The following is a 17,949-nucleotide window of genomic DNA, read 5'->3' as shown; positions in this document are numbered from 1 at the left end:
CGTTTCCGGCTCCTTGGCTTGCCGAAAATACCGACACATGTAGCTGAAAACAATGGCACAACGCGTAAATTGTATGCAGCATGCAAAAACCCTGTTGCGCTGCCGCGAAGCCCGACCGATGATCTTGCGCGACGCGCGGATCTCGCGCCTTCGAAACGGAGTAAGCGATGCGGACGGGTTTGCGACTGGGCCTCGTGGTGATGGCGGCGATGTTCGGCGGAGGCGACCTCGCCATCGCGCAGACCGCGAAGATCAAGCTCGGCTTTGCCAAATGCGCGCATTGCCTGCCGATGTCGCTGATCCCGGGGCTGGCCAGGAATGTCGAGGTCGAGGCCACCGGCTTCAACTCCGGCAACGACGTGCTGACCGCCCTGGTCTCAAAGAGCATCGACGTCGCGCAGGTCACCTACCTCCATTACATCACCGCACTCGACAAAGGCTTTGACGTCGTCGCCGTGTCCGGCCAGATCAACGGCGGCTCGGAATGCCTCTCCTCCGCGAAGCTGAACCTGCCGCCCGAAGACTGGGCCGCGTTCAAGGCAACCGCTCTCAAGGCGAAGAGCGACGGTCAGCCGCTGAAGGTCGCGGCCTCGCGCGGCAACGCGCAGGACATCCACATGCGCGGCGCGTTCCTCAAGCAGGGCATCGACCCCAACAAGGACATCCAGTTCATCAACATTCCCAATCCGTCGGACCATCTGCCGGCCTTGCAGCGCGGTGAGGTCGACATGATCTGCTCGGTCGAGCCCTTCGCCTCGCAGATCAGGCTTGCGGGGGCCGGCAAGCACTTCGTGCTTCCTTACGACCAGGCCGCGGGAAATCTGACCAATTTGATCGTGACCCGTTCCGACGTGATCGCGAGCCAGCGCGCCGGCGTGCAGGCCGTCGTCAGCGCCGTGGTCGAACTCGACAACAAGCTGATCGCCGACAAGGGACCGTGGATCGAGGTCATCAACAAGCTGACGGGCCTCGACAAGACGGTGGCGACGGAGGCGTTGAAAAATGCATCGCCCGATCCCGCCATCCATCGTTCGCAGACGCTCGCGATTGCCGCGATGATGCGCGATCTCAAGTACATCTCGAAGGACGTCTCCGCGGAAGCCGAGAAGAACATGGACTATTCGTTCCTGGAAAAGGCCACCGCAAAGGTCAAGAATGACCTCGGTTACTGACGCCTCGCCGGCAAGGGGTGGGCTTCGGCTGACACGGGCGTTCCAGGGGCTCGAGCGCCTCGTCGTGCCTGGGTTGCTGATCGCGGGCTGGGAAGCCTTCGCGCGCAGCGGCATGCTTCCGCCCGCGCTGCTGCCGGCGCCGAGCGCGGTGCTGCATGCGCTCGGCGACTGGGTGTTCGGCTTCGACGAGACCACGCAGACCTATTCCGGCCATTGGCTGCGCGACGCGGTGGCCAGCGCCCTGCGCGTCTTCGGTGGCTTCGCACTGGCAAGCCTGCTCGGCATTCTCGCCGGTGTCGCGATCGGCTGGTCGCGCCTGTTCGAGAAGACGCTGGAGCCGACCCTGCAGATGCTGCGTCCGATCCCGCCGGTGTCCTGGATCCCGCTCGCCATCATCTGGTTCGGCATCGCCGACAAACCGGCGATCTTCCTCGTTTTCCTCGGCGCCTTCTTTCCCGTGCTGATGAACAGCATCCACGGCGTCAAGACCGTGGACCACAATCTGGTGCGCGCCGGGGCGATGATGGGCGCCAACGGACGGCAGATGCTGACCGACATCGTGCTGCCGGCGGCGCTGCCCTCGATCTTCGCAGGTCTGCGCATCGCGGTCGGATCGGCCTGGATGCTGACGGTCACGGCCGAGATGGTCGCGGTGAAAAGCGGACTCGGTTACGTGCTGTGGGATTCCTATTACTTCCTGCGCTACGACATCGTGCTCGCGGCGATGATATCGATCGGGCTGCTCGGTTATCTCTCCGATCTCGGCCTCAAGGCGATCATGGCGCGCACGCTGCGCTGGCAGCAGACGACCACCGTGCAAGGCAGGGCGGGCTGATGGCGGCAATCGAGCTTCGCAACATCGTCAAGGTGTTTTCCGACAAGCGGCGCGGCCGTGACCTGCTCACGCTCGACAACATCGATCTCGACATCGAGGCCAATGATTTCGTCTGCCTGCTGGGCCCGTCCGGCTGCGGCAAGTCGACACTCCTGAACATCATCGCGGGCTTCGAGCAGGCGACCTCCGGCCGCACACTGGTCGATGGAGAGCAGGTGGAACGGCCCGGCTCGGATCGCGGCGTGGTGTTCCAGCAGCCGACCCTGATGCCGTGGCTGACGGCGATCGACAACATTGCCTTCCACCTCAAGCTCAAGGGCGTCGCCAAGGCCGAGCGCCACGAACGGGCCATGGAATTCATCGATCTCGTCGGCCTGCGCGGTTTCGAGCATCACCATCCTTCCGAGATGTCCGGAGGCATGAACCAGCGGGTCGGCATCGCCCGCGCGCTGCTGATGAACCCGAGCGTCATCCTGATGGACGAACCGTTCGCGGCGCTGGACGCCCAGACCAAGCTCGAAATGCAGGAGGAGCTTGTCGCGATCTGGCAGAAGCGCCGCTGCACCATCGTGTTCGTCACCCATAGCGTCGACGAGGCCCTGGTGCTCGGCAACAAGATCGTGGTGATGACCAAGCGGCCGGGCCGGATCCGCGAGGCCGTCAATTTCGACCTGCCGCGCCCGCGCGACATCACGAGTCCAGAATTCAACGACGCAAAGCGCCGCATCCTGTCCCTGATCCGGGAGGAGTCGACGCGCCTTGCGCAGGCGTCGTAAGGTAGAGACATGCGCAAGCGCCTCGGCATGATCACGCCGTCCTCCAACTCGGTGCTGGAGCCCGTCACCAATGCCATGCTGCACGACGTGGCTGATGTCACCGCGCATTTCTCGCGGTTTCGCGTCACGGAGATTGCGCTCGATGCTGCGGCTCTGAGCCAATTTGACGCCTCGGTGATGTTGCCGGCGGCGGACCTGCTGGCCGATGCCAGGGTCGACGCCATCGCCTGGAATGGCACCTCCGCGAGCTGGCTCGGGATCGGCCGCGACAGGAGCTTTTGCGAGGCGATCACGGCACGCACGGGCGCGCCGACGACGACGTCGACGCTCGCCTGCATCGAGGCCGCGCGCGCGCTCGGCGCCGGACGTGTCGGCCTCGTCTCACCCTATACGGATGACGTGCAGCGGCGCATCGCCGATGTCTGGGCGGAGGAGGGAATCACCCCGCATGCCGAGCGGCATCTTGGCCTGCGCGACAATTTCTCCTTCGGCGAGGTCACGCCTGCCACGATCGCGGACATGGTTCGCGCCGTGGCGGCGGAGGGCGCCGACGCCGTGGTGATCCTCTGCACCAATCTCGACGGTGCTGCGCTTGCGGCCTCGCTGGAACGGGAGCTGGATATCGCCGTGCTCGACTCGGTCGCGGTCACGCTGTGGCGGACCCTCGGCCTTGCCGGCGGCGACATCGCGGCCCTTGCGAAGTGGGGCCGGATATTCCAGACATCGGCGGTCATCAAGTGACGGAGACTTCTGTGACGCAGCTCGATCTCGCCATTCGCGGCGGCACCATCGTGACGGCCAGCGACCAGTTTCGCGCCGATATCGGCATTCGTGACGGCCGCATCGTCGGCATCGCCGACAGCATCGAGGGCGCGGCGCGCGAGATCGACGCGACCGGCCTGCTGGCGCTGCCGGGCGGCATCGACAGCCATGTGCACATCTCCCAGCCGTCGGGTCCCGACGTGGTGATGGCTGACGATTTTGCCTCGGCGACGCGCGCGGCGGCGGCCGGCGGCAACACCATGGTGCTGCCCTTCGCGCTGCAGGAGAAAGGAACCTCGCTGCGAACCTGTGTCGAGAACTACCGCACGCTCGCCGAGGGCGAGTGCTACATCGACACGGCGTTCCATCTCATCATCTCCGATCCGACCGCGGTCGTGCTCGGGCAGGAGCTGCCGGCGCTGGTCAAGGACGGCTACACCTCGTTCAAGGTGTTCATGACCTATGACGACCTCGTGCTCAGCGACAAGCAGCTGCTCGAGGTGTTCGATGTCGCGCGCCGCGAGGAGGCGCTGGTGATGGTCCATTGCGAAGGCTACGACGCCATCCGCTTCCTCACCACCAGGCTGGAGCGTGAAGGCCATATCGCGCCCTATTATCACGGCGTGTCGCGGCCCCAGGCGGTCGAGCGCGAGGCGACGCATCGTGCCATCAGCCATGCCGAGGTGATCGGCGTTCCCATCATGATCGTCCACGTCTCCGGACGCGAGGCGATGGAGCAGGTGCGCTGGGCCCAGCAGCGCGGGTTGCCGGTGCATGCGGAGACCTGTCCGCAATACATCACGCTCACGGCCGACGACATGAAGGGCCTGAACATGGACATTTCAGGCGCGAAGTATGTCTGCTCGCCGCCGCCGCGGGATGCCGAGAGCCAGCAGGCGATCTGGGAAGGCATCACATCAGGCGTGTTCCAGACCTTCTCGTCCGACCACTGTCCGTTCCGCTACGACGATCCCAAGGGCAAGCTGACGCCGAATGCGCGCACCTCGTTCCGCTGGGTGCCGAACGGCATCCCCGGGGTCGAGACGCGGCTGCCGATCCTGTTCTCCGAGGGGGTGTCGAAGGGACGGATCAGCTTGCAGAAGTTCGTCGAGCTGACCGCGACCAACCATGCGCGGATCTATGGCCTCTATCCGCGCAAGGGCTCGATAGGAATCGGCTTCGATGCCGACATCGTGCTGTGGGATCCGAAGCTGAAGAAGCCGATCCGGCAGGCCGACCTGCACCACGGCGCGGACTATACGCCCTGGGAGGGACTCGAGATCACGGGATGGCCCGTGACGACCATCGCCCGCGGCCGGGTCGTGTGTGACCAGGGGCGGATTGTGGGGGCAAAGGGCGCCGGCGAAGTTCTCAGCCGCGGCAAGTCCAGCCTGATCTGATCCTGCGCGCGACCCGGCCGGGCGGCGATGCCGCTGCTGCCGTCGCTACCTGCCTGTGCTGCTCGCAACGACCGAGGAGGGCGATGTGACGAGCTTGCCCAGCGCAAGATAGACGAGGCCCGAGACCCCGATCCCGAACAGCCAGCTCAGGTCGGCGCCGCCGAGCAGGTTGATCGAGATCGGCCCCTGCAGCGCGCTGACGAGACCGTCCTGCACCAGCCATCCGGCGACGAGGCCGGCGAAGAACGCGATCATGCCGGCCCAGTTGATGTCGCCATAGGCGCTGGTCTGCGGCGAGCGGTAGAGCTCGGCGACGTCGATCCTGCCCTTGCGCTTGATGAAGAAGTCGGCGAGCACCACGCCGGCCCACGGGCTCATCCACAACAAGAGGCTGATCATCCAATGGTCGAACGCCTTCGCGAACGACGGCGCGAAGATGAAGTAGAGGGTGCCCAGATAGCCGGCGACGCCGACGATGATGGTGAGCCAGAAGCGCGAGAGTTTCAGCCCCGCACTCAGCGCCGCCAGCGTCGCCGAGTAGACGTTGAGGATGTTGGTGGCGATCGGGCCATGCAGCACCATCAGGAGAACGAGGATGCTGACGGGACCGCCGAACACCGCGCTGACCATCTTCGCGGGATCGGTGTCCAGCGTCGTCGAGGCGATGGTCGCGCCGAGAATGCCGAGCCAGACCGTCGGCACGAACATGCCGACATAGCTGTACCAGAACACGGCTTTCGACGGCGTCGAGCGCGGCACGAAGCGCGAATAGTCGGAGGCCCAGGTGACCCAGGAAATCCCCCAGCCGACGCCGATTGCAGTCATCAGCATCGTCAGCATCGCCAGATGCGCGCCGGGCGGCAGCGAGGTGGTCAGGCTCCAATTGACGACGCCGGGACGCGTCCATGCCAGCACGCTCATCAGCACCATGATGGCGATGGTCGGCGGCACCGTGTACTTCTCGAAGGTGCGGATCGCATAGAAGCCGTAGATCCCGATCAGCACCTGCACCATCATCACCAGTGTGATGACGATCATCTCGACCAGCCAGGTGTCGGGAACACCGAACTGGCCGAGGATGCCCATCGAGACCTTGACCGGGAAGTAGGTGTTGACGCCGATCCAGCCCAGCGTCATCAGGAACATCAGGATGCTCGGCAGCCGGGCGCCGCGGACTCCGAACGCCGATCGGCTCAGCACCATCTGGTTGACGCCGGTCTTGTGCCCCATCACCGTGAACGTTGCGAAGATCGCGCAGCCGACGACGTTGCCGAGCACGATGACAGCGATGGTTTCCATCAGGCCGAGTTTCAGGATGATGCCGAGCGCGCCGAGCGCCCAGTTGACCGGCGCGATGTTGGCGCCGGCCCAGATCCACATCTGCTGCGGCCCCGTCGAGTCCCGGTCCGCATCCGGGATTGGCTCGATGCTATGAAGATCGGCGCGAAGTTCGGAATCCGTCATGACATCCCCCAATAGGAAGCACGCTTCGCATTGTCGCAGCATAAATCGTGCCATTGCACGACCGGGCAGCGGTACGATGATAAATTGAGCAATCGATCTCAAGCGTGCAGCAAGTGCCGCTCAATCGAATAGGGCAGCGGAACTGTCGCGACTCGGGTTGCCGGCCACGATGCGCTGCATCATTTCGATGAAGAGCGCCTGTTCCCGTTCGCTCAGATCACCGAGCGTGGCACGATGCGCCCGTCGTGCCGCACCTTCGATTTTGACCAGCAGGGCGGCGCCGGCCGGTGTCAATCGGCACAATCGCGCCCGCCGGTCGTCCTTGTTGACCGCACGCTCGACCAGGTGTCGCGCGGCGAGCCGCTTCAAGGCGCCGGTCGTCGTGGTGCGATCGAGGGCAATATCGGCCGCCAAAGTGGTCTGATCGGCGGTTTCGCGCACCGCCAGCGCCGATAGCAGGCTGTATTGCAGCGGCGTGACCTCGAACGCACCGCAGGCGTCCTGAAACAGCGCGACGTGAATCTGATGCAGTCGCCGGATCAGATAGCCGGGACGTTGCGACAATGGCCAAGGGCGGTGCTTGCTCCCGCCGCGACGCTTCTGCGCTTGCCGCAATGCACGCTCTCCCAAACCAAAACTCCGTCGCGCTTAGCTCGATTCGAGTGCGCCCGCCACCGCCTGATCATGGCACGATGCTTGCTTTTGTCAAAATACGAAGCATGCTTCGCAATTCGAGCGTCGGAGTCGACCGCTCGTGCCGAATAGAGGAGAGCCGCATGTCCGTCACTGCCAGCTTTGACCTTCTGCTGCGAGGCGGCCGCGTGATCTGTCCGGCCTCGGGCGTGGACGGCATCAGGGACGTCGCCATCCGCAACGGCAAGATCGCGGCGGTCACATCCGACATCCTGCCGACCAGCGCGAAGGAGGTCGTCGACGTCAGCGGCAAGCTCGTGTTGCCCGGACTGATCGACACCCACGCGCATGTCTATCAATATGTCTCCGGCCGCTTCGGCATGAACCCCGACATGGTCGGTGTGCAGTCGGGCGTGACGACGCTGGTCGACCAGGGCGGCCCGTCCTGCATGACGTTGCCCGGCTTTCGTCACTTCATCGCGGAGCCGTCGATCTCGCGCGTCTATGCGTTCCTTTCCGCCTATCTCGTCGGCGGCCTCGAGGGGCATTTCTATCCGCAGCTTTATAGCCCCGATGGCGTCGACATCGATGCGACCGTGAAAGCGGCGACGGCCAATCTCGACATCGTGCGTGGTATCAAGGCTCACGCCGAGATCGGCGGCTTCGCGCGCTGGGGCATTCGCGTCATCGAGATGGCGGCGGAGATCGGCAAGCGGGCGGACCTGCCGGTCTACGTGCATTTCGGCCAGCTCTGGGGCCTGCCCGAGAGCGGCGCCAATGGCGAGGATGCCGACACCATCCTCACCCGCGTGATCCCGCTGCTGCGCGAGGGCGACATCCTCGCCCATCCCTTCACGCGCCATCCCGGCGGTTTCGTCAACCGCGAAGGCGAGGTGCATCCGGTGATCCGGGCCGCGCTCGACCGCGGCCTGAAAGTCGATGTCGGCCATGGCAGCCATTTCTCGTATCGGCTTGCGAAGAAGGCAATCGCCGCCGGAATCGTTCCGACGACGCTCGGCGCCGACATCCATGGCTACAACACCCATGTGCCGGCTCCGGCCGGGACGCCCGACGAGCACGAGGACGAGGAGAACCATCCCTTCGCGGGCCAGGCCAAGTTCAGCCTGGTCCAGGCGATGAGCTCGATGATGGCGCTCGGCCTGTCGCTGGAGCAGGTGGTGCCGATGGTCACCTCCAATCCCGCCAGGATGCTCGGCCGCAGCGGGGAGATCGGCGCGCTCAAGGTCGGCATGGACGCCGACGTGTCCGTGCTCAACGAGAGGAACGGCCGCTTCGTCCTCAAGGACAACGAGAAGAACGAGGTGATCGCCGAACGTCTGCTTCAGCCGGCGTTCTGCCTGCGCGCCGGTAGCCGCTTTGACGCGGTTGCGCCGATCCTGCCACAGGCCGTCGCGGCGTAAGTCTCGCGGTGAAGGAGAAAGCCGGCGTGCGCAACGAGCGAGAATTCCCCTCTGGCAAGTTCGGGCAGGGCGTGGGGGCGCGGCTGCCGCGCAAGGAAGACGACCGCCTGATGCGCGGCCGCGGCCAGTTCGTCGCCGACATCCGCCTCGCAGGTCTTCAGGACGTCGCCTTCGTGCGCAGCCCGCTGGCGCATGCGCGAATCCGGGGCATTCGTGTGCCCGAACGCTATCGCGGCAGCGTCTTTACGGCCGCCGACCTCGTCGGCATCAAGCCGATCCGCGCCGTCTCGGGATTGCCGGGTTTCAAGATCTCCGAGCAGCCGGTGCTCGCGACCGGAAAGGTGCGCCAGGTCGGCGAGCTCGTTGCGATGTGTGTCGCTCCGACGCGCGCCGAGGCCGAGGATATCGCCGCATCGGTGATCCTCGATCTGGAAGAGCTGCCCGCCGTCTACGACATGCTGAAGGCGCGCGAGCCGGGCTCGGCCCTGGTGCACGAGCATTGGGGCGACAACGTCTTTCTGGAGACCAATTACGAGGTCGACATCTCCGCCGCGCTCGATGCGCCGATCAAGGTGACGCGCGAGATCTCGACCGCGCGACAATGCATGTCGCCGCTGGAAGGCCGCGGCGTCGTTGCGACCTTCGACCCGCGGCTCGACCAGCTCACGCTGCATTCGGCGGCGCAGATGCCGCACATCACGCGCAGCGGCCTTGCCGAATGTCTCGGCCTGGAGGAAGGGCAGATCCGCGTCATCTCGCCCGATGTCGGCGGCGGCTTTGGCCACAAGGGCATTCTGCTGCCCGAAGAGGTCTGCCTGTCCTGGCTGACGATGCAACGCGGCCATCCGGTGCGCTGGACCGAGGACCGCCGCGAACACCTCGTCGCCAGCTCCAACTGCCGCGAGCATCATTACAGGATCACGCTCTACGCCGATCGCGACGGGACGTTGCGCGGCATCGATTGCGAGGCGACCGTGGATTCCGGCGCCTATTCGTCCTATCCGTTTTCGGCGTGTCTGGAAGCTGCGCAGGTCGCAAGCATCCTGCCCGGTCCGTACAAGATGCCGGCTTATCGCTGCCGCACCTTCTCGATCGCCACCAACAAATGCCCGATCCTGCCGTATCGCGGTGTGGCGCGCACCGGCGTCTGTTTTGCCCTGGAGTTGATGCTCGACCTCGTGGCGGCGGAGGCCGGCTTGGAGCCCGGCGAGGTGCGGCTGCGCAACCTGGTCCAGCCGGAGCAGATGCCGTTCGACAACATCACGAAAAAGCATTTCGACAGCGGCGATTATCCGCAGGCGATGCGGCGTGCGCTGGCCGCGATCGACGTCGAATCCATTCGCGCGAAGCAGGCGCAGGGTGAGGCCGACGGCCGCCGGATCGGCGTCGGCGTCTCCATCTATTGCGAGCAGGCCGCGCACGGCACTTCGGTCTATTCCGGCTGGGGCATCCCGATGGTGCCCGGCCATGAACAGGCTTCCGCACGCTTGACGCCGGACGGCGGCCTCGAATTGCGCGTCGGCGTGCATTCGCACGGGCAGGGCATGGAGACGACGCTTGCCCAGGTCGCGCATGAGATGCTTGGCATCGACGTTGCAAGAATCCGCATCATTCTCGGCGATACCGCGATGACGCCCTATTCGACGGGCACCTGGGGCTCGCGCTCGATGGTGATGGCCGGCGGCGCGGTGGCGACGGCCTGCCGGGAGCTCGGCGAACGAGCCAGGCGCATCGGCGCAAAGCTGTTGCAGCACGATCCGGCCTCGGTGGTGTTGCAGAACGGCGAGGTGCGCGGCGTCAATGGCAGCGTCAGCCTGAGGGCGATCGCCCACACCTGGTATCGCCGCCCGCAGGATCTTCCTGTTGATGTCGATCCCGGCGGGCTGGAGGTGACGCAAGGCTACAAGCCCGTGCGGGACAGCGGGACCTTCAGCTATGCCGCGCATGCGGCCGTCGTCGCCGTCGACCCTGACGTCGGCGAAGTCGAGATCCTCGACTATGTGATCGTCGAGGATGGCGGCGTGCTGGTCAACCCGCTCGTCGTCGACGGCCAGATCTATGGCGGTCTCGCTCAGGGCATCGGCACCGCGCTGTACGAGGAAATGCCGTTCGACGCCTCCGGCCAGCCGCTGGCGACGACGCTCGCCGACTATCTGCTTCCCGGCGCGACCGAGGTTCCTGCAGCCCGCCTCGATCACATGGAGACGCCGTCGCCCTATACGCAGTTCGGCGTCAAGGGCATCGGCGAAGGCGGGGCGATCGCGCCGCCGGCCGCGATTGCCAATGCCGTCAACGATGCACTGCGCCCGCTCGGCGTCGAGCTGATGCAGTCGCCGATCACGCCGCATCGCGTCGTTGCGGCCGTGCTGGCGGCGCGCGCTGCAGAACGGAGCGCGGCATGAAACCGGCGCCCTTCGCCTACGAACGTCCGCGAGATCTCGACACGGCGCTGTCGATGCTCGCCGCAAGCGGCGGGGCGGCAAAAATCATCGCCGGCGGTCAGTCGCTCGGCCCGATGCTCAATCTGCGGCTGGTGCAGCCGGAGCTGGTGGTCGACATCTCCGGCCTTGCCGAACTCAAGCGGGCCGAGCTCTCCGGTGGGGAGCTCGTGCTCGGGGCCCTGGTGACGCATGCCGATATCGAGGACGGTCGCACGTCCGACGTGACACGCGGCGCCATGCGCGGTGTTGCTGCGAACATCGCCTATCGCGCGGTGCGCAATCGCGGCACGGTCGGCGGCTCGCTGAGCCACGCCGATCCCGCCGCCGACTGGATTTCGGCACTGGCTGCCCTGGGCGCGCGGGTAGGGCTGCGCAGCCTTGCCGGGGCGCGCGCGATGGCCATCGAAGCGTTCGTCGTCGGTGCGTTGGAATCGGCTCTCCACACCGGCGAGATCGTCGAAGCGATCCATGTGCCGGCGCGGGCGGCCTCCGCGCATTGGGGTTATGCCAAGAGCTGCCGCAAGACCGGCGAGTTCGCCCATGCCATCGGCGCGGCGCTGGTCGATCCGGCCGCCGCCTCCGCCCGCATCGTGATCGGGGCGATCGACGCGGCGCCGATCGTCGTGACCGACGCGGCCGAGCTGTTCGGCGGGCGCATTGCCGCGGACTACAAGCAGCGTTTCGACATCCGCGTTGCCGACGCTCTTCTCGTCAAGGCCGGTATCGACGACGCCGCGCAGCGCCACATCCATCTCAGCGTGTTGAAGCGCGCCGTGCAGGAGGCCGCGGCATGACCACGATCGCGCTCAATGTCAATCGGCGCGCGGTGGAGCTGCCGGCCGAGCCGCGTACCAGCCTCGCCGATTTCGTGCGCGACAAGCTCGACCTGACCGGCACGCATCTCGGCTGCGAGCACGGCGTCTGCGGCGCCTGCACCGTGCTGCTCGACGGCGTGCCGGCGCGATCCTGCATCACCTATGCGGTGGCCTGCGAAGGCGCCGATATCACCACGATCGAAGGACTTGACGAGGACGAGGTTACGACCGAGCTGCGCGCCGCCTTTAGCCGCGAGCATGCGCTGCAATGCGGCTATTGCACGCCGGGAATGCTGGTCTCCGCGCGCGACCTGGTACTGCGCTTGCCGGATGCCGACGAACGACGGATTCGCGTCGGCCTCAGCGGCAACCTCTGCCGCTGCACCGGCTATGTCGGCATCGTGCGGGCGGTGCAGTCCGTGATCGAAGCCCGGCGCGCGCGCAACATTGCGCCGCAGGCCGATGGGGGCCGGACCATCCTCGGTCCCGCCGGTTCCGGGCGCGCCGCGCCCAGCCGAACCGAGCCGTCGCGGCAGCCGACCCGCCAGGCGTTGGCACCGACATCGGATAATGCCGCTCGGGGCATCATTCCCGACTTCACCCCGGCGACTGTTCTTGATCAACACTTCACGCTGTCGCACGCGCCGGAAAGAGTGTTCGCGATGTTCGATGAGATCGAAGGCATCGCAGCCTGCCTTCCCGGCGTGACGTTGACGGCACGACCCACGCCGGAGCGTGCCGAAGGTGCCATCCGCGTCAGGCTCGGGCCGATCGCGGCGGCCTTCGAGGGAGCTGCGCGCGTCGAGCGCGACCCGGCGACGCTCACGGGGAGAATCGTCGGCATCGGCAGCGACCAGCGCAGCCATTCGGCGACGCAAGGCGAGATCCGTTATCGGCTGCTGCCGCTCGACGGCGGCGCGGCGACCCGCGTCGAATTGTCGATCGGCTACACGCTCACCGGACTACTGGCGCAGGTCGGCCGTCCCGGCCTGGTGAGGGATCTCGCCCGGCGCCTGGTTGCGGAGTTCGCCAACAATCTCGACCGCCACATGTCGGGCGTGCCCTCCGGGATGGCGACCCCGGCCGAACTGAGCGGCTGGTCGATCGTCTCCGACGTCCTGCGCGCCCGCATCGCGCGCCTGTTCGGTCGCAAAGCCGAGCCGGGATGACGGATCGGTGCGTCGAACACCGGCAGAGCGACGAAGTTTGGACTGCAAGGCATCAACAGCGTGGGATTTGGAGAGACAACATGACACGAGCATTCGGATTGGTTGGGACAATCGCGCTGGCGACGGCGTTGTTCGGCGGCACCGCACAGGCGCAGACCATCAAGATCGGCGTCAACGAGCCGCTCACCGGCGCGTTCGCCGCCTCCGGCACCTATGTCGTCAACGGTGCCAGGATCGCCGCCGACGAGATCAACGCCAAGGGCGGCGTGCTCGGCAAGAAGATCGAACTCGTGATCGAGGACAACAAGAGCAACCCGACGGAAGCCGCTGCCGTCGCCGAAAAGCTCATCACCAGCGACAAGGTGCCGGTGCTGATGGGCGCCTGGGGCTCGAGCCTCACGCTTGCGGTGATGCCGAAGCTGATGGAATACGAGACACCGATGGTGGTCGAGACCTCGTCCTCGGGCAAGATCACGACAACGGGCAATCCCTTCATCTTCCGCATCTCGCCGCCCTCTGCGGTCGAGGCCGCGGCCTTCAAGGGCATCGTCGACAAGCTCGCGCTGAAGAAGGTCGATTTCCTTGTGATCAACAACGACTGGGGCCGCGGCACGGCCGAAGATTTCAGCAAGATGGTGAAGGAGAAGGGGATCGCCGTCGGCCTTGTCGAAACCATGGATCAGGGCGCGCAGGACATGAGCGCGCAGCTCTCCAAGATCAAGAGCTCGGACTCCGAAACGGTCATCGTCACCACCGCGGTCGATCAGCTCACCCTGATCTTCAAGCAGGCCGCGGCGCTAGGCTTGAAGAAGCGCATCATCACGACGGGCGGCTCGCAGAATCCGGACCAGATCATCGCCCAGGCGGGAGCTGCCGCCAACGGGACCATGCATCTGACCACGTTCCTGCCGTGGTTCCCCGACAAGACGCCGAACCCGGAAGCGACCAATTATTTCGTCTCCGAATGGAAGAAGCGCGGTTTCGACTTCGCCGGCTGCACCGAGAGCTTTCGCGGCTATGACGGCATCCGCACCGTGGCCGCTGCAATCGAGAAGGCGGGCAAGGCCGAGCCGGCGGCGATCAAGGCAGCGTTCTGGGACATCAAGGTGAAGGGGCTCAACGGCGATATCGTGTTCCGCAAGTCCGGGCCCGAAGGCAAGGAGAGCGGGCAAAGCCAGCCGAACGTCTATCTCATCGAGATCAACGACGGCAAGATCGAGATGAAGACGCTCTAGCTTCGCTTCTTCCGGGGCGAGGGCGGCGTATCGCGGCCCTCGCCGGCATCCAGATCATTCGGGAACGGCCTTGAACGAATTTCTCCAGCATCTCGTCAACATGCTCGTGCTTGGCGGCACCTATGCGCTGCTCGGCATCGGTTTGACGCTGATCTTCGGCATCATGAACGTCGTGAACTTCACGCACGGCGTGCTGTACACGTTCGGGGCCTACGTCATGTTCATCGTGGTGCAGCAGCTCGGCCTGAACTTCTTCCTCGCATTGCCGGTGGCCGTGCTGGCCGGATGGCTGCTCGGCGCAGCGATCGAACTCACCCTGCTGCGCCCGCTGCGCGGCTCCGACATCGACACCACGATGCTGGTCATGATCGGCGCCTGGATCGCGATGCAGTCGGGCACGCTGTGGATCTGGGGCGGCGTCGCCAAGTCGGTGGCCACGCCATTCCCCGAGGCGCCCCTGGTGCTCGGGCCGGTGTCGGTGTCCTGGTTGCGCCTGTTCGTTCTCGCCGCCGCAGCGCTGTTGATCGTGGTGACCTACCTCCTCATCAACAAGACCAGCCTCGGCCGAGCGATGCGAGCGACGTTCCAGGATCACGACACGGCCTCGCTGATGGGCGTCAACGTCGATATGATCTACACATCGACGTTCGCGGTCGGCTCGAGCCTTGCCGCCGCCGCGGGAGCTCTGCTCGGGCCGGTCTATGTGATCTTCCCGCAAATGGGTGATCTCGCTGCCGTCAAGGCCTTTGCCATCGTCATCCTGGGTGGCCTCGGCAACATCACGGGCGCGGTGATCGGCGGCTTCATCCTTGCATTGGCCGAGGAGCTCGGTGCCGGATACGTTTCGTCGGGCTATCGCGACGCCATGGGCTTTCTGATCATCATCGCGGTCCTGATCTTCCGGCCGACCGGCCTGTTCGCGCGCGCGGAGCGCGTGGGATGAAGGCAATCATCACCCTTCTTTCGGTCGCAGCGCTTGCCTCGGTGCCACTCTGGCTGCGCGACCCCTATCTCCTGAATGCGTTGATCACGACCGGTATCTTTATCATCGGCGCGATGAGCCTCAACCTGCTGCTCGGCTTCACCGGCCAGCTCAGCCTCGGTCATATCGCCTTCTTCGGCATCGGCGCCTATGTCAGTGCGCTGACATCGCTCGGCTTCGATATCGGCCTGCCCGGCGACCTGCGTCTGGTCCATACGCCATGGCCGCCGATTGCGGGTTTCGTGCTCGCGACCCTGATCGCGGGATTATGCGGCTATTTCGTCGGCCTGCTCTCGTTCCGCGTCCGCGGCGCCTATTTCGTCATCGTCACGATCTCTTTTGCCGAGGTGGTCCGGCTGGTCGCGCTGAACTGGGTCGAGCTGACGCAGGGCCCGCTGGCGCTGACCAACATTCCATCCGTCGCGCTGCCGTTACCCGGTTTCGGCGAGCTGACGCTGCGCACCAAGATGCAGAACTACTACCTCGTGCTGGTGGTGGCGCTCATCGCCTATCTTCTGGTCGCGCGCCTCGTTCATTCCCATTTCGGCCGCGCCATGCGCGGGCTGATGGAGAACGAGACGCTCGCCGTCTCCGTCGGTATCGACGTCACCAGGACGCTCACGATTGCCGCGGTGATCTCGGCGGCGATCGCGGGTGCGGCCGGCAGCCTCTATGCGCACTACATCCGGATCATCGATCCTGAAGTCTTTGCCTTCATCAACACCGTCACCATGGTCATCATGGTCATCACCGGCGGCAAGGGGTCGCTGGCCGGGCCCGTTGTTGGCGGCCTGATCTTCGGGCTGCTGCCGGTCGCTTTGCGGCCGGTCATGGCGCCGGAAGCGCAATGGATCGCCTATGGCGGCGTGTTGATGGCCATCCTGTTCGTATTGCCGCGCGGCATTGTGCCCTCGCTGGCACAGCGATTTAACCGGAGAGGGAGCCCCCCGCCGGCGCTGGCGCCGGCGACGCTTCCCGAAACCGGCGCCAAGGAGCCGGCATGATGACGGCGCGCGGCATTGCCATGACGGTCGAGCAGGTCGCGGTCCGCTTCGGCGGGCTGGTTGCGATCTCCGACATGAGCTTCACCGTCGGCGAGGGCGAGATCGTCAGTCTGATCGGGCCGAACGGTGCTGGAAAGACCACCGCCTTCAACGTCATGACCGGCTTCCTGACGCCGAGCGCGGGCCGCGTCACCTATCAGGGAATCACGCTTGCCGGGTTGAAGCCGCACGAGATCGCCGATCTCGGCCTGATCCGCACCTTCCAGCGCACCAGCGTTTTTCCCAACGACACCGTGTACGACAATCTCCTGATCGGGCTGCATCGCCAGGGCAGGGTCCGCCTGCTCGACGCCATCCTGGGGCTGCCCGGCGCGCGCGCCTCGGAGCGCAAGCTGCGGCAGCGCGCCGGCGAGTTGATCGAGTGGGTCGGTCTCGAACGCCGCGCTCATGATGCGGCCGGCTCGCTCTCCTATGGCGAGCAGCGCCTAGTCGGCGTCGCGCTGGCTCTCGCGGCCGAGCCGTCGATGCTGCTGCTCGACGAGCCGGTCTCGGGCATGAATGCCTCGGAGACGCACCGCTTTATCGAGCTGATCCGTAGCATCCGCGACCGCGGCATCACGATCCTGCTGGTCGAGCACGACATGCCGATGGTGATGACGGTCTCCGATCGCATCGTGGTGCTGAACTACGGCCGCATCATCGCGGAGGGGACACCGGAGGAGATCCGCAATAATGCGGCGGTGATCGAGGCTTATCTCGGACATGGAGCGGCGCGTGCTTGAGATCCGCGACATGGTGTGCGGCTATGGCGGCGTCACCGCATTACGCGGGATTTCGCTGGACGTGAAGGCCGGTCAGCTCGTCGCCCTGATTGGCGCCAATGGCGCCGGCAAGAGCACGACGCTGCGCGCGATCTCCGGCCTCGTGCCGCCGCGCGCGGGACAGATGCGGTTCGAGGGCATCGACATCACGGGGGCGAGGCCTCCGCGCGTGCTGGCGAGCGGGATTGCGCATTGTCCGGAGGGGCGGCGGGTGTTCCCACACATGAGCGTCGAGGAAAATCTCGACATGGGGGCCTACCTCCGTCGTGGTTCGGGCGAGATCGCGGTCGATCGCGATCGCATCTACACGGAATTTCCGCGGCTCGCCGAGCGGCGCCGGCAGGCGGCCGGCACGTTGTCCGGCGGCGAGCAGCAGATGCTCGCGATCGGGCGGGCGCTGATGTCGCGGCCGCGATTGATCCTGTTCGACGAGCCCTCGCTCGGGCTTGCACCCAATATCGTCGAGCGCACCTTTGCGATCATTCGCGCCATTCGCGATGCCGGCACCACGGTGCTGCTGGTCGAGCAGAACGCGTTCGCTGCGCTCGAGATGTGCGATCATGCCTATCTGCTCGAGAACGGCCGCATCGTGCTGTCCGGAGCCGGCGCCGAGCTGATCGAGAACGAGCATGTGCGGAAGGCCTATCTCGGTGGATGATGCGGCTGTTCGTCCGGACGAGTCCGGTTGGATTGCCGTCTGCGATCTCGGCCGGCTGGAGGCGGAGAGCATCGTCCGCGTCGCCGGGCACGACCTGCTGGTGATCTGGAACGAGGGCGATGTCGTTGCATGCGAGCGCGCCTGTCCGCATGAACAGGCGGACCTCGGTTTAGGGCAGGTGACGGCGGGGCGGCTGTTATGCCCGCGCCATGCGGCCTCATTCGATTTACGCGATGGGACGATCACCTCGGGATGGCCGAGCCCGCCGTTGCGGCTCTATCCGGTGCGGATCAGAGGAGAGCAAGTCTGGATTGAGGCGGGGCGACGACAACCGGGGCGATGATGCCATCATGCCCCTGTT

At 65.6% G+C, this 17,949-nt stretch carries 17 protein-coding genes; 15 read left to right on the top strand and 2 right to left on the bottom strand.

The window, feature by feature from the left end:
* Positions 1 to 167 precede the first annotated feature (167 nt).
* From RX330_RS24565 to hydA, 5 genes are read left to right on the top strand one after another with little or no spacing between them, the layout of a single operon-like run.
* On the top strand, positions 168 to 1,172 hold the full coding sequence (locus RX330_RS24565; RefSeq protein WP_317240154.1) for an ABC transporter substrate-binding protein: 1,005 nt from the start codon (positions 168 to 170) through the stop codon (positions 1,170 to 1,172).
* Positions 1,156 to 2,007, top strand: a complete 852-nt coding sequence (locus RX330_RS24560) for an ABC transporter permease (RefSeq protein ID WP_317240153.1) — start codon at positions 1,156 to 1,158, stop codon at positions 2,005 to 2,007. Before RX330_RS24565 ends, RX330_RS24560 begins: the two co-directional genes overlap by 17 nt.
* Complete coding sequence (locus tag RX330_RS24555; protein ID WP_317240152.1) at positions 2,007 to 2,783, top strand: ABC transporter ATP-binding protein; 777 nt, start codon at positions 2,007 to 2,009, stop codon at positions 2,781 to 2,783. The genes RX330_RS24560 and RX330_RS24555 overlap by 1 nt, the downstream gene beginning before the upstream one ends.
* Before the next feature lie 9 nt (positions 2,784 to 2,792).
* On the top strand, positions 2,793 to 3,524 hold the full coding sequence (locus RX330_RS24550) for an aspartate/glutamate racemase family protein (protein WP_317240151.1): 732 nt from the start codon (positions 2,793 to 2,795) through the stop codon (positions 3,522 to 3,524).
* 11 nt (positions 3,525 to 3,535) lie between these two features.
* Positions 3,536 to 4,945: a dihydropyrimidinase gene (gene hydA, locus RX330_RS24545; protein ID WP_317243964.1), complete on the top strand. Its 1,410-nt coding sequence runs from the start codon at positions 3,536 to 3,538 to the stop codon at positions 4,943 to 4,945.
* 45 nt (positions 4,946 to 4,990) lie between these two features.
* Here hydA and RX330_RS24540 read toward each other — a convergent pair whose 3' ends face one another.
* Both RX330_RS24540 and RX330_RS24535 read right to left on the bottom strand, forming a co-directional pair.
* Complete coding sequence (locus RX330_RS24540; RefSeq protein WP_317240149.1) at positions 4,991 to 6,409, bottom strand: cytosine permease; 1,419 nt, start codon at positions 6,407 to 6,409, stop codon at positions 4,991 to 4,993.
* Positions 6,410 to 6,529: 120 nt separating this feature from the next.
* A complete protein-coding gene (locus RX330_RS24535; protein WP_317240148.1) occupies positions 6,530 to 7,024 on the bottom strand; it encodes a MarR family winged helix-turn-helix transcriptional regulator in 495 nt (164 codons plus the stop codon).
* A gap of 161 nt (positions 7,025 to 7,185) precedes the next feature.
* Between RX330_RS24535 and RX330_RS24530 the strand changes: the two genes are divergently transcribed.
* The 10 genes from RX330_RS24530 (at position 7,186) to RX330_RS24485 (ending at position 17,931) form a co-directional block, all read left to right on the top strand.
* The gene (locus RX330_RS24530) at positions 7,186 to 8,463 is read left to right on the top strand and encodes an amidohydrolase/deacetylase family metallohydrolase (protein WP_317240147.1); all 1,278 of its coding nucleotides are present in this window, start codon (positions 7,186 to 7,188) and stop codon (positions 8,461 to 8,463) included.
* Between the two features lie 8 nt (positions 8,464 to 8,471).
* The gene (locus tag RX330_RS24525; RefSeq protein WP_317240146.1) at positions 8,472 to 10,865 is read left to right on the top strand and encodes a xanthine dehydrogenase family protein molybdopterin-binding subunit; all 2,394 of its coding nucleotides are present in this window, start codon (positions 8,472 to 8,474) and stop codon (positions 10,863 to 10,865) included.
* Positions 10,862 to 11,698: an FAD binding domain-containing protein gene (locus tag RX330_RS24520; RefSeq protein WP_317240145.1), complete on the top strand. Its 837-nt coding sequence runs from the start codon at positions 10,862 to 10,864 to the stop codon at positions 11,696 to 11,698. Before RX330_RS24525 ends, RX330_RS24520 begins: the two co-directional genes overlap by 4 nt.
* Positions 11,695 to 12,888, top strand: a complete 1,194-nt coding sequence (locus RX330_RS24515; RefSeq protein ID WP_317240144.1) for a xanthine dehydrogenase family Fe-S subunit — start codon at positions 11,695 to 11,697, stop codon at positions 12,886 to 12,888. The genes RX330_RS24520 and RX330_RS24515 overlap by 4 nt, the downstream gene beginning before the upstream one ends.
* A gap of 80 nt (positions 12,889 to 12,968) precedes the next feature.
* Positions 12,969 to 14,123, top strand: coding sequence for an ABC transporter substrate-binding protein (locus RX330_RS24510; RefSeq protein ID WP_317240143.1), 1,155 nt, complete (start codon positions 12,969 to 12,971; stop codon positions 14,121 to 14,123).
* A 70-nt stretch (positions 14,124 to 14,193) separates the two neighbouring features.
* Positions 14,194 to 15,066, top strand: coding sequence for a branched-chain amino acid ABC transporter permease (locus RX330_RS24505; protein WP_317240142.1), 873 nt, complete (start codon positions 14,194 to 14,196; stop codon positions 15,064 to 15,066).
* Positions 15,063 to 16,109 carry a branched-chain amino acid ABC transporter permease gene (locus RX330_RS24500; protein ID WP_317240141.1) on the top strand — a complete coding sequence of 349 codons (1,047 nt, stop codon included), beginning with the start codon at positions 15,063 to 15,065 and terminating at the stop codon, positions 16,107 to 16,109. Before RX330_RS24505 ends, RX330_RS24500 begins: the two co-directional genes overlap by 4 nt.
* On the top strand, positions 16,109 to 16,891 hold the full coding sequence (locus RX330_RS24495) for an ABC transporter ATP-binding protein (RefSeq protein ID WP_317243963.1): 783 nt from the start codon (positions 16,109 to 16,111) through the stop codon (positions 16,889 to 16,891). Before RX330_RS24500 ends, RX330_RS24495 begins: the two co-directional genes overlap by 1 nt.
* Positions 16,884 to 17,588, top strand: a complete 705-nt coding sequence (locus RX330_RS24490; RefSeq protein ID WP_317240140.1) for an ABC transporter ATP-binding protein — start codon at positions 16,884 to 16,886, stop codon at positions 17,586 to 17,588. Before RX330_RS24495 ends, RX330_RS24490 begins: the two co-directional genes overlap by 8 nt.
* The gene (locus RX330_RS24485) at positions 17,581 to 17,931 is read left to right on the top strand and encodes a Rieske (2Fe-2S) protein (protein WP_317240139.1); all 351 of its coding nucleotides are present in this window, start codon (positions 17,581 to 17,583) and stop codon (positions 17,929 to 17,931) included. The genes RX330_RS24490 and RX330_RS24485 overlap by 8 nt, the downstream gene beginning before the upstream one ends.
* Positions 17,932 to 17,949 lie beyond the last annotated feature (18 nt).

Origin of the sequence: Bradyrhizobium sp. NDS-1 (assembly GCF_032918005.1) — a bacterium.
GTDB classification, from domain to species: domain Bacteria; phylum Pseudomonadota; class Alphaproteobacteria; order Rhizobiales; family Xanthobacteraceae; genus Bradyrhizobium; species Bradyrhizobium tunisiense.
The sequence above is the reverse complement of the archived record's forward strand: the minus strand, read 5'-3'. Positions and strand labels throughout refer to the sequence as shown.

Excerpts from the sequence above, each read along its gene's own strand:
- RX330_RS24560 (WP_317240153.1), top strand. The coding sequence starts at position 1,156 with ATGACCTCGGTTACTGACGCCTCGCCGGCAAGGGGTGGGCTTCGGCTG.
- RX330_RS24520 (WP_317240145.1), top strand. The coding sequence starts at position 10,862 with ATGAAACCGGCGCCCTTCGCCTACGAACGTCCGCGAGATCTCGACACG.
- RX330_RS24530 (WP_317240147.1), top strand. The coding sequence starts at position 7,186 with ATGTCCGTCACTGCCAGCTTTGACCTTCTGCTGCGAGGCGGCCGCGTG.
- RX330_RS24510 (WP_317240143.1), top strand. The coding sequence starts at position 12,969 with ATGACACGAGCATTCGGATTGGTTGGGACAATCGCGCTGGCGACGGCG.
- RX330_RS24565 (WP_317240154.1), top strand. The coding sequence starts at position 168 with ATGCGGACGGGTTTGCGACTGGGCCTCGTGGTGATGGCGGCGATGTTC.
- RX330_RS24495 (WP_317243963.1), top strand. The coding sequence starts at position 16,109 with ATGACGGCGCGCGGCATTGCCATGACGGTCGAGCAGGTCGCGGTCCGC.
- RX330_RS24550 (WP_317240151.1), top strand. The coding sequence starts at position 2,793 with ATGCGCAAGCGCCTCGGCATGATCACGCCGTCCTCCAACTCGGTGCTG.
- RX330_RS24515 (WP_317240144.1), top strand. The coding sequence starts at position 11,695 with ATGACCACGATCGCGCTCAATGTCAATCGGCGCGCGGTGGAGCTGCCG.
- RX330_RS24540 (WP_317240149.1), bottom strand. The coding sequence starts at position 6,409 with ATGACGGATTCCGAACTTCGCGCCGATCTTCATAGCATCGAGCCAATC.
- RX330_RS24555 (WP_317240152.1), top strand. The coding sequence starts at position 2,007 with ATGGCGGCAATCGAGCTTCGCAACATCGTCAAGGTGTTTTCCGACAAG.
- RX330_RS24500 (WP_317240141.1), top strand. The coding sequence starts at position 15,063 with ATGAAGGCAATCATCACCCTTCTTTCGGTCGCAGCGCTTGCCTCGGTG.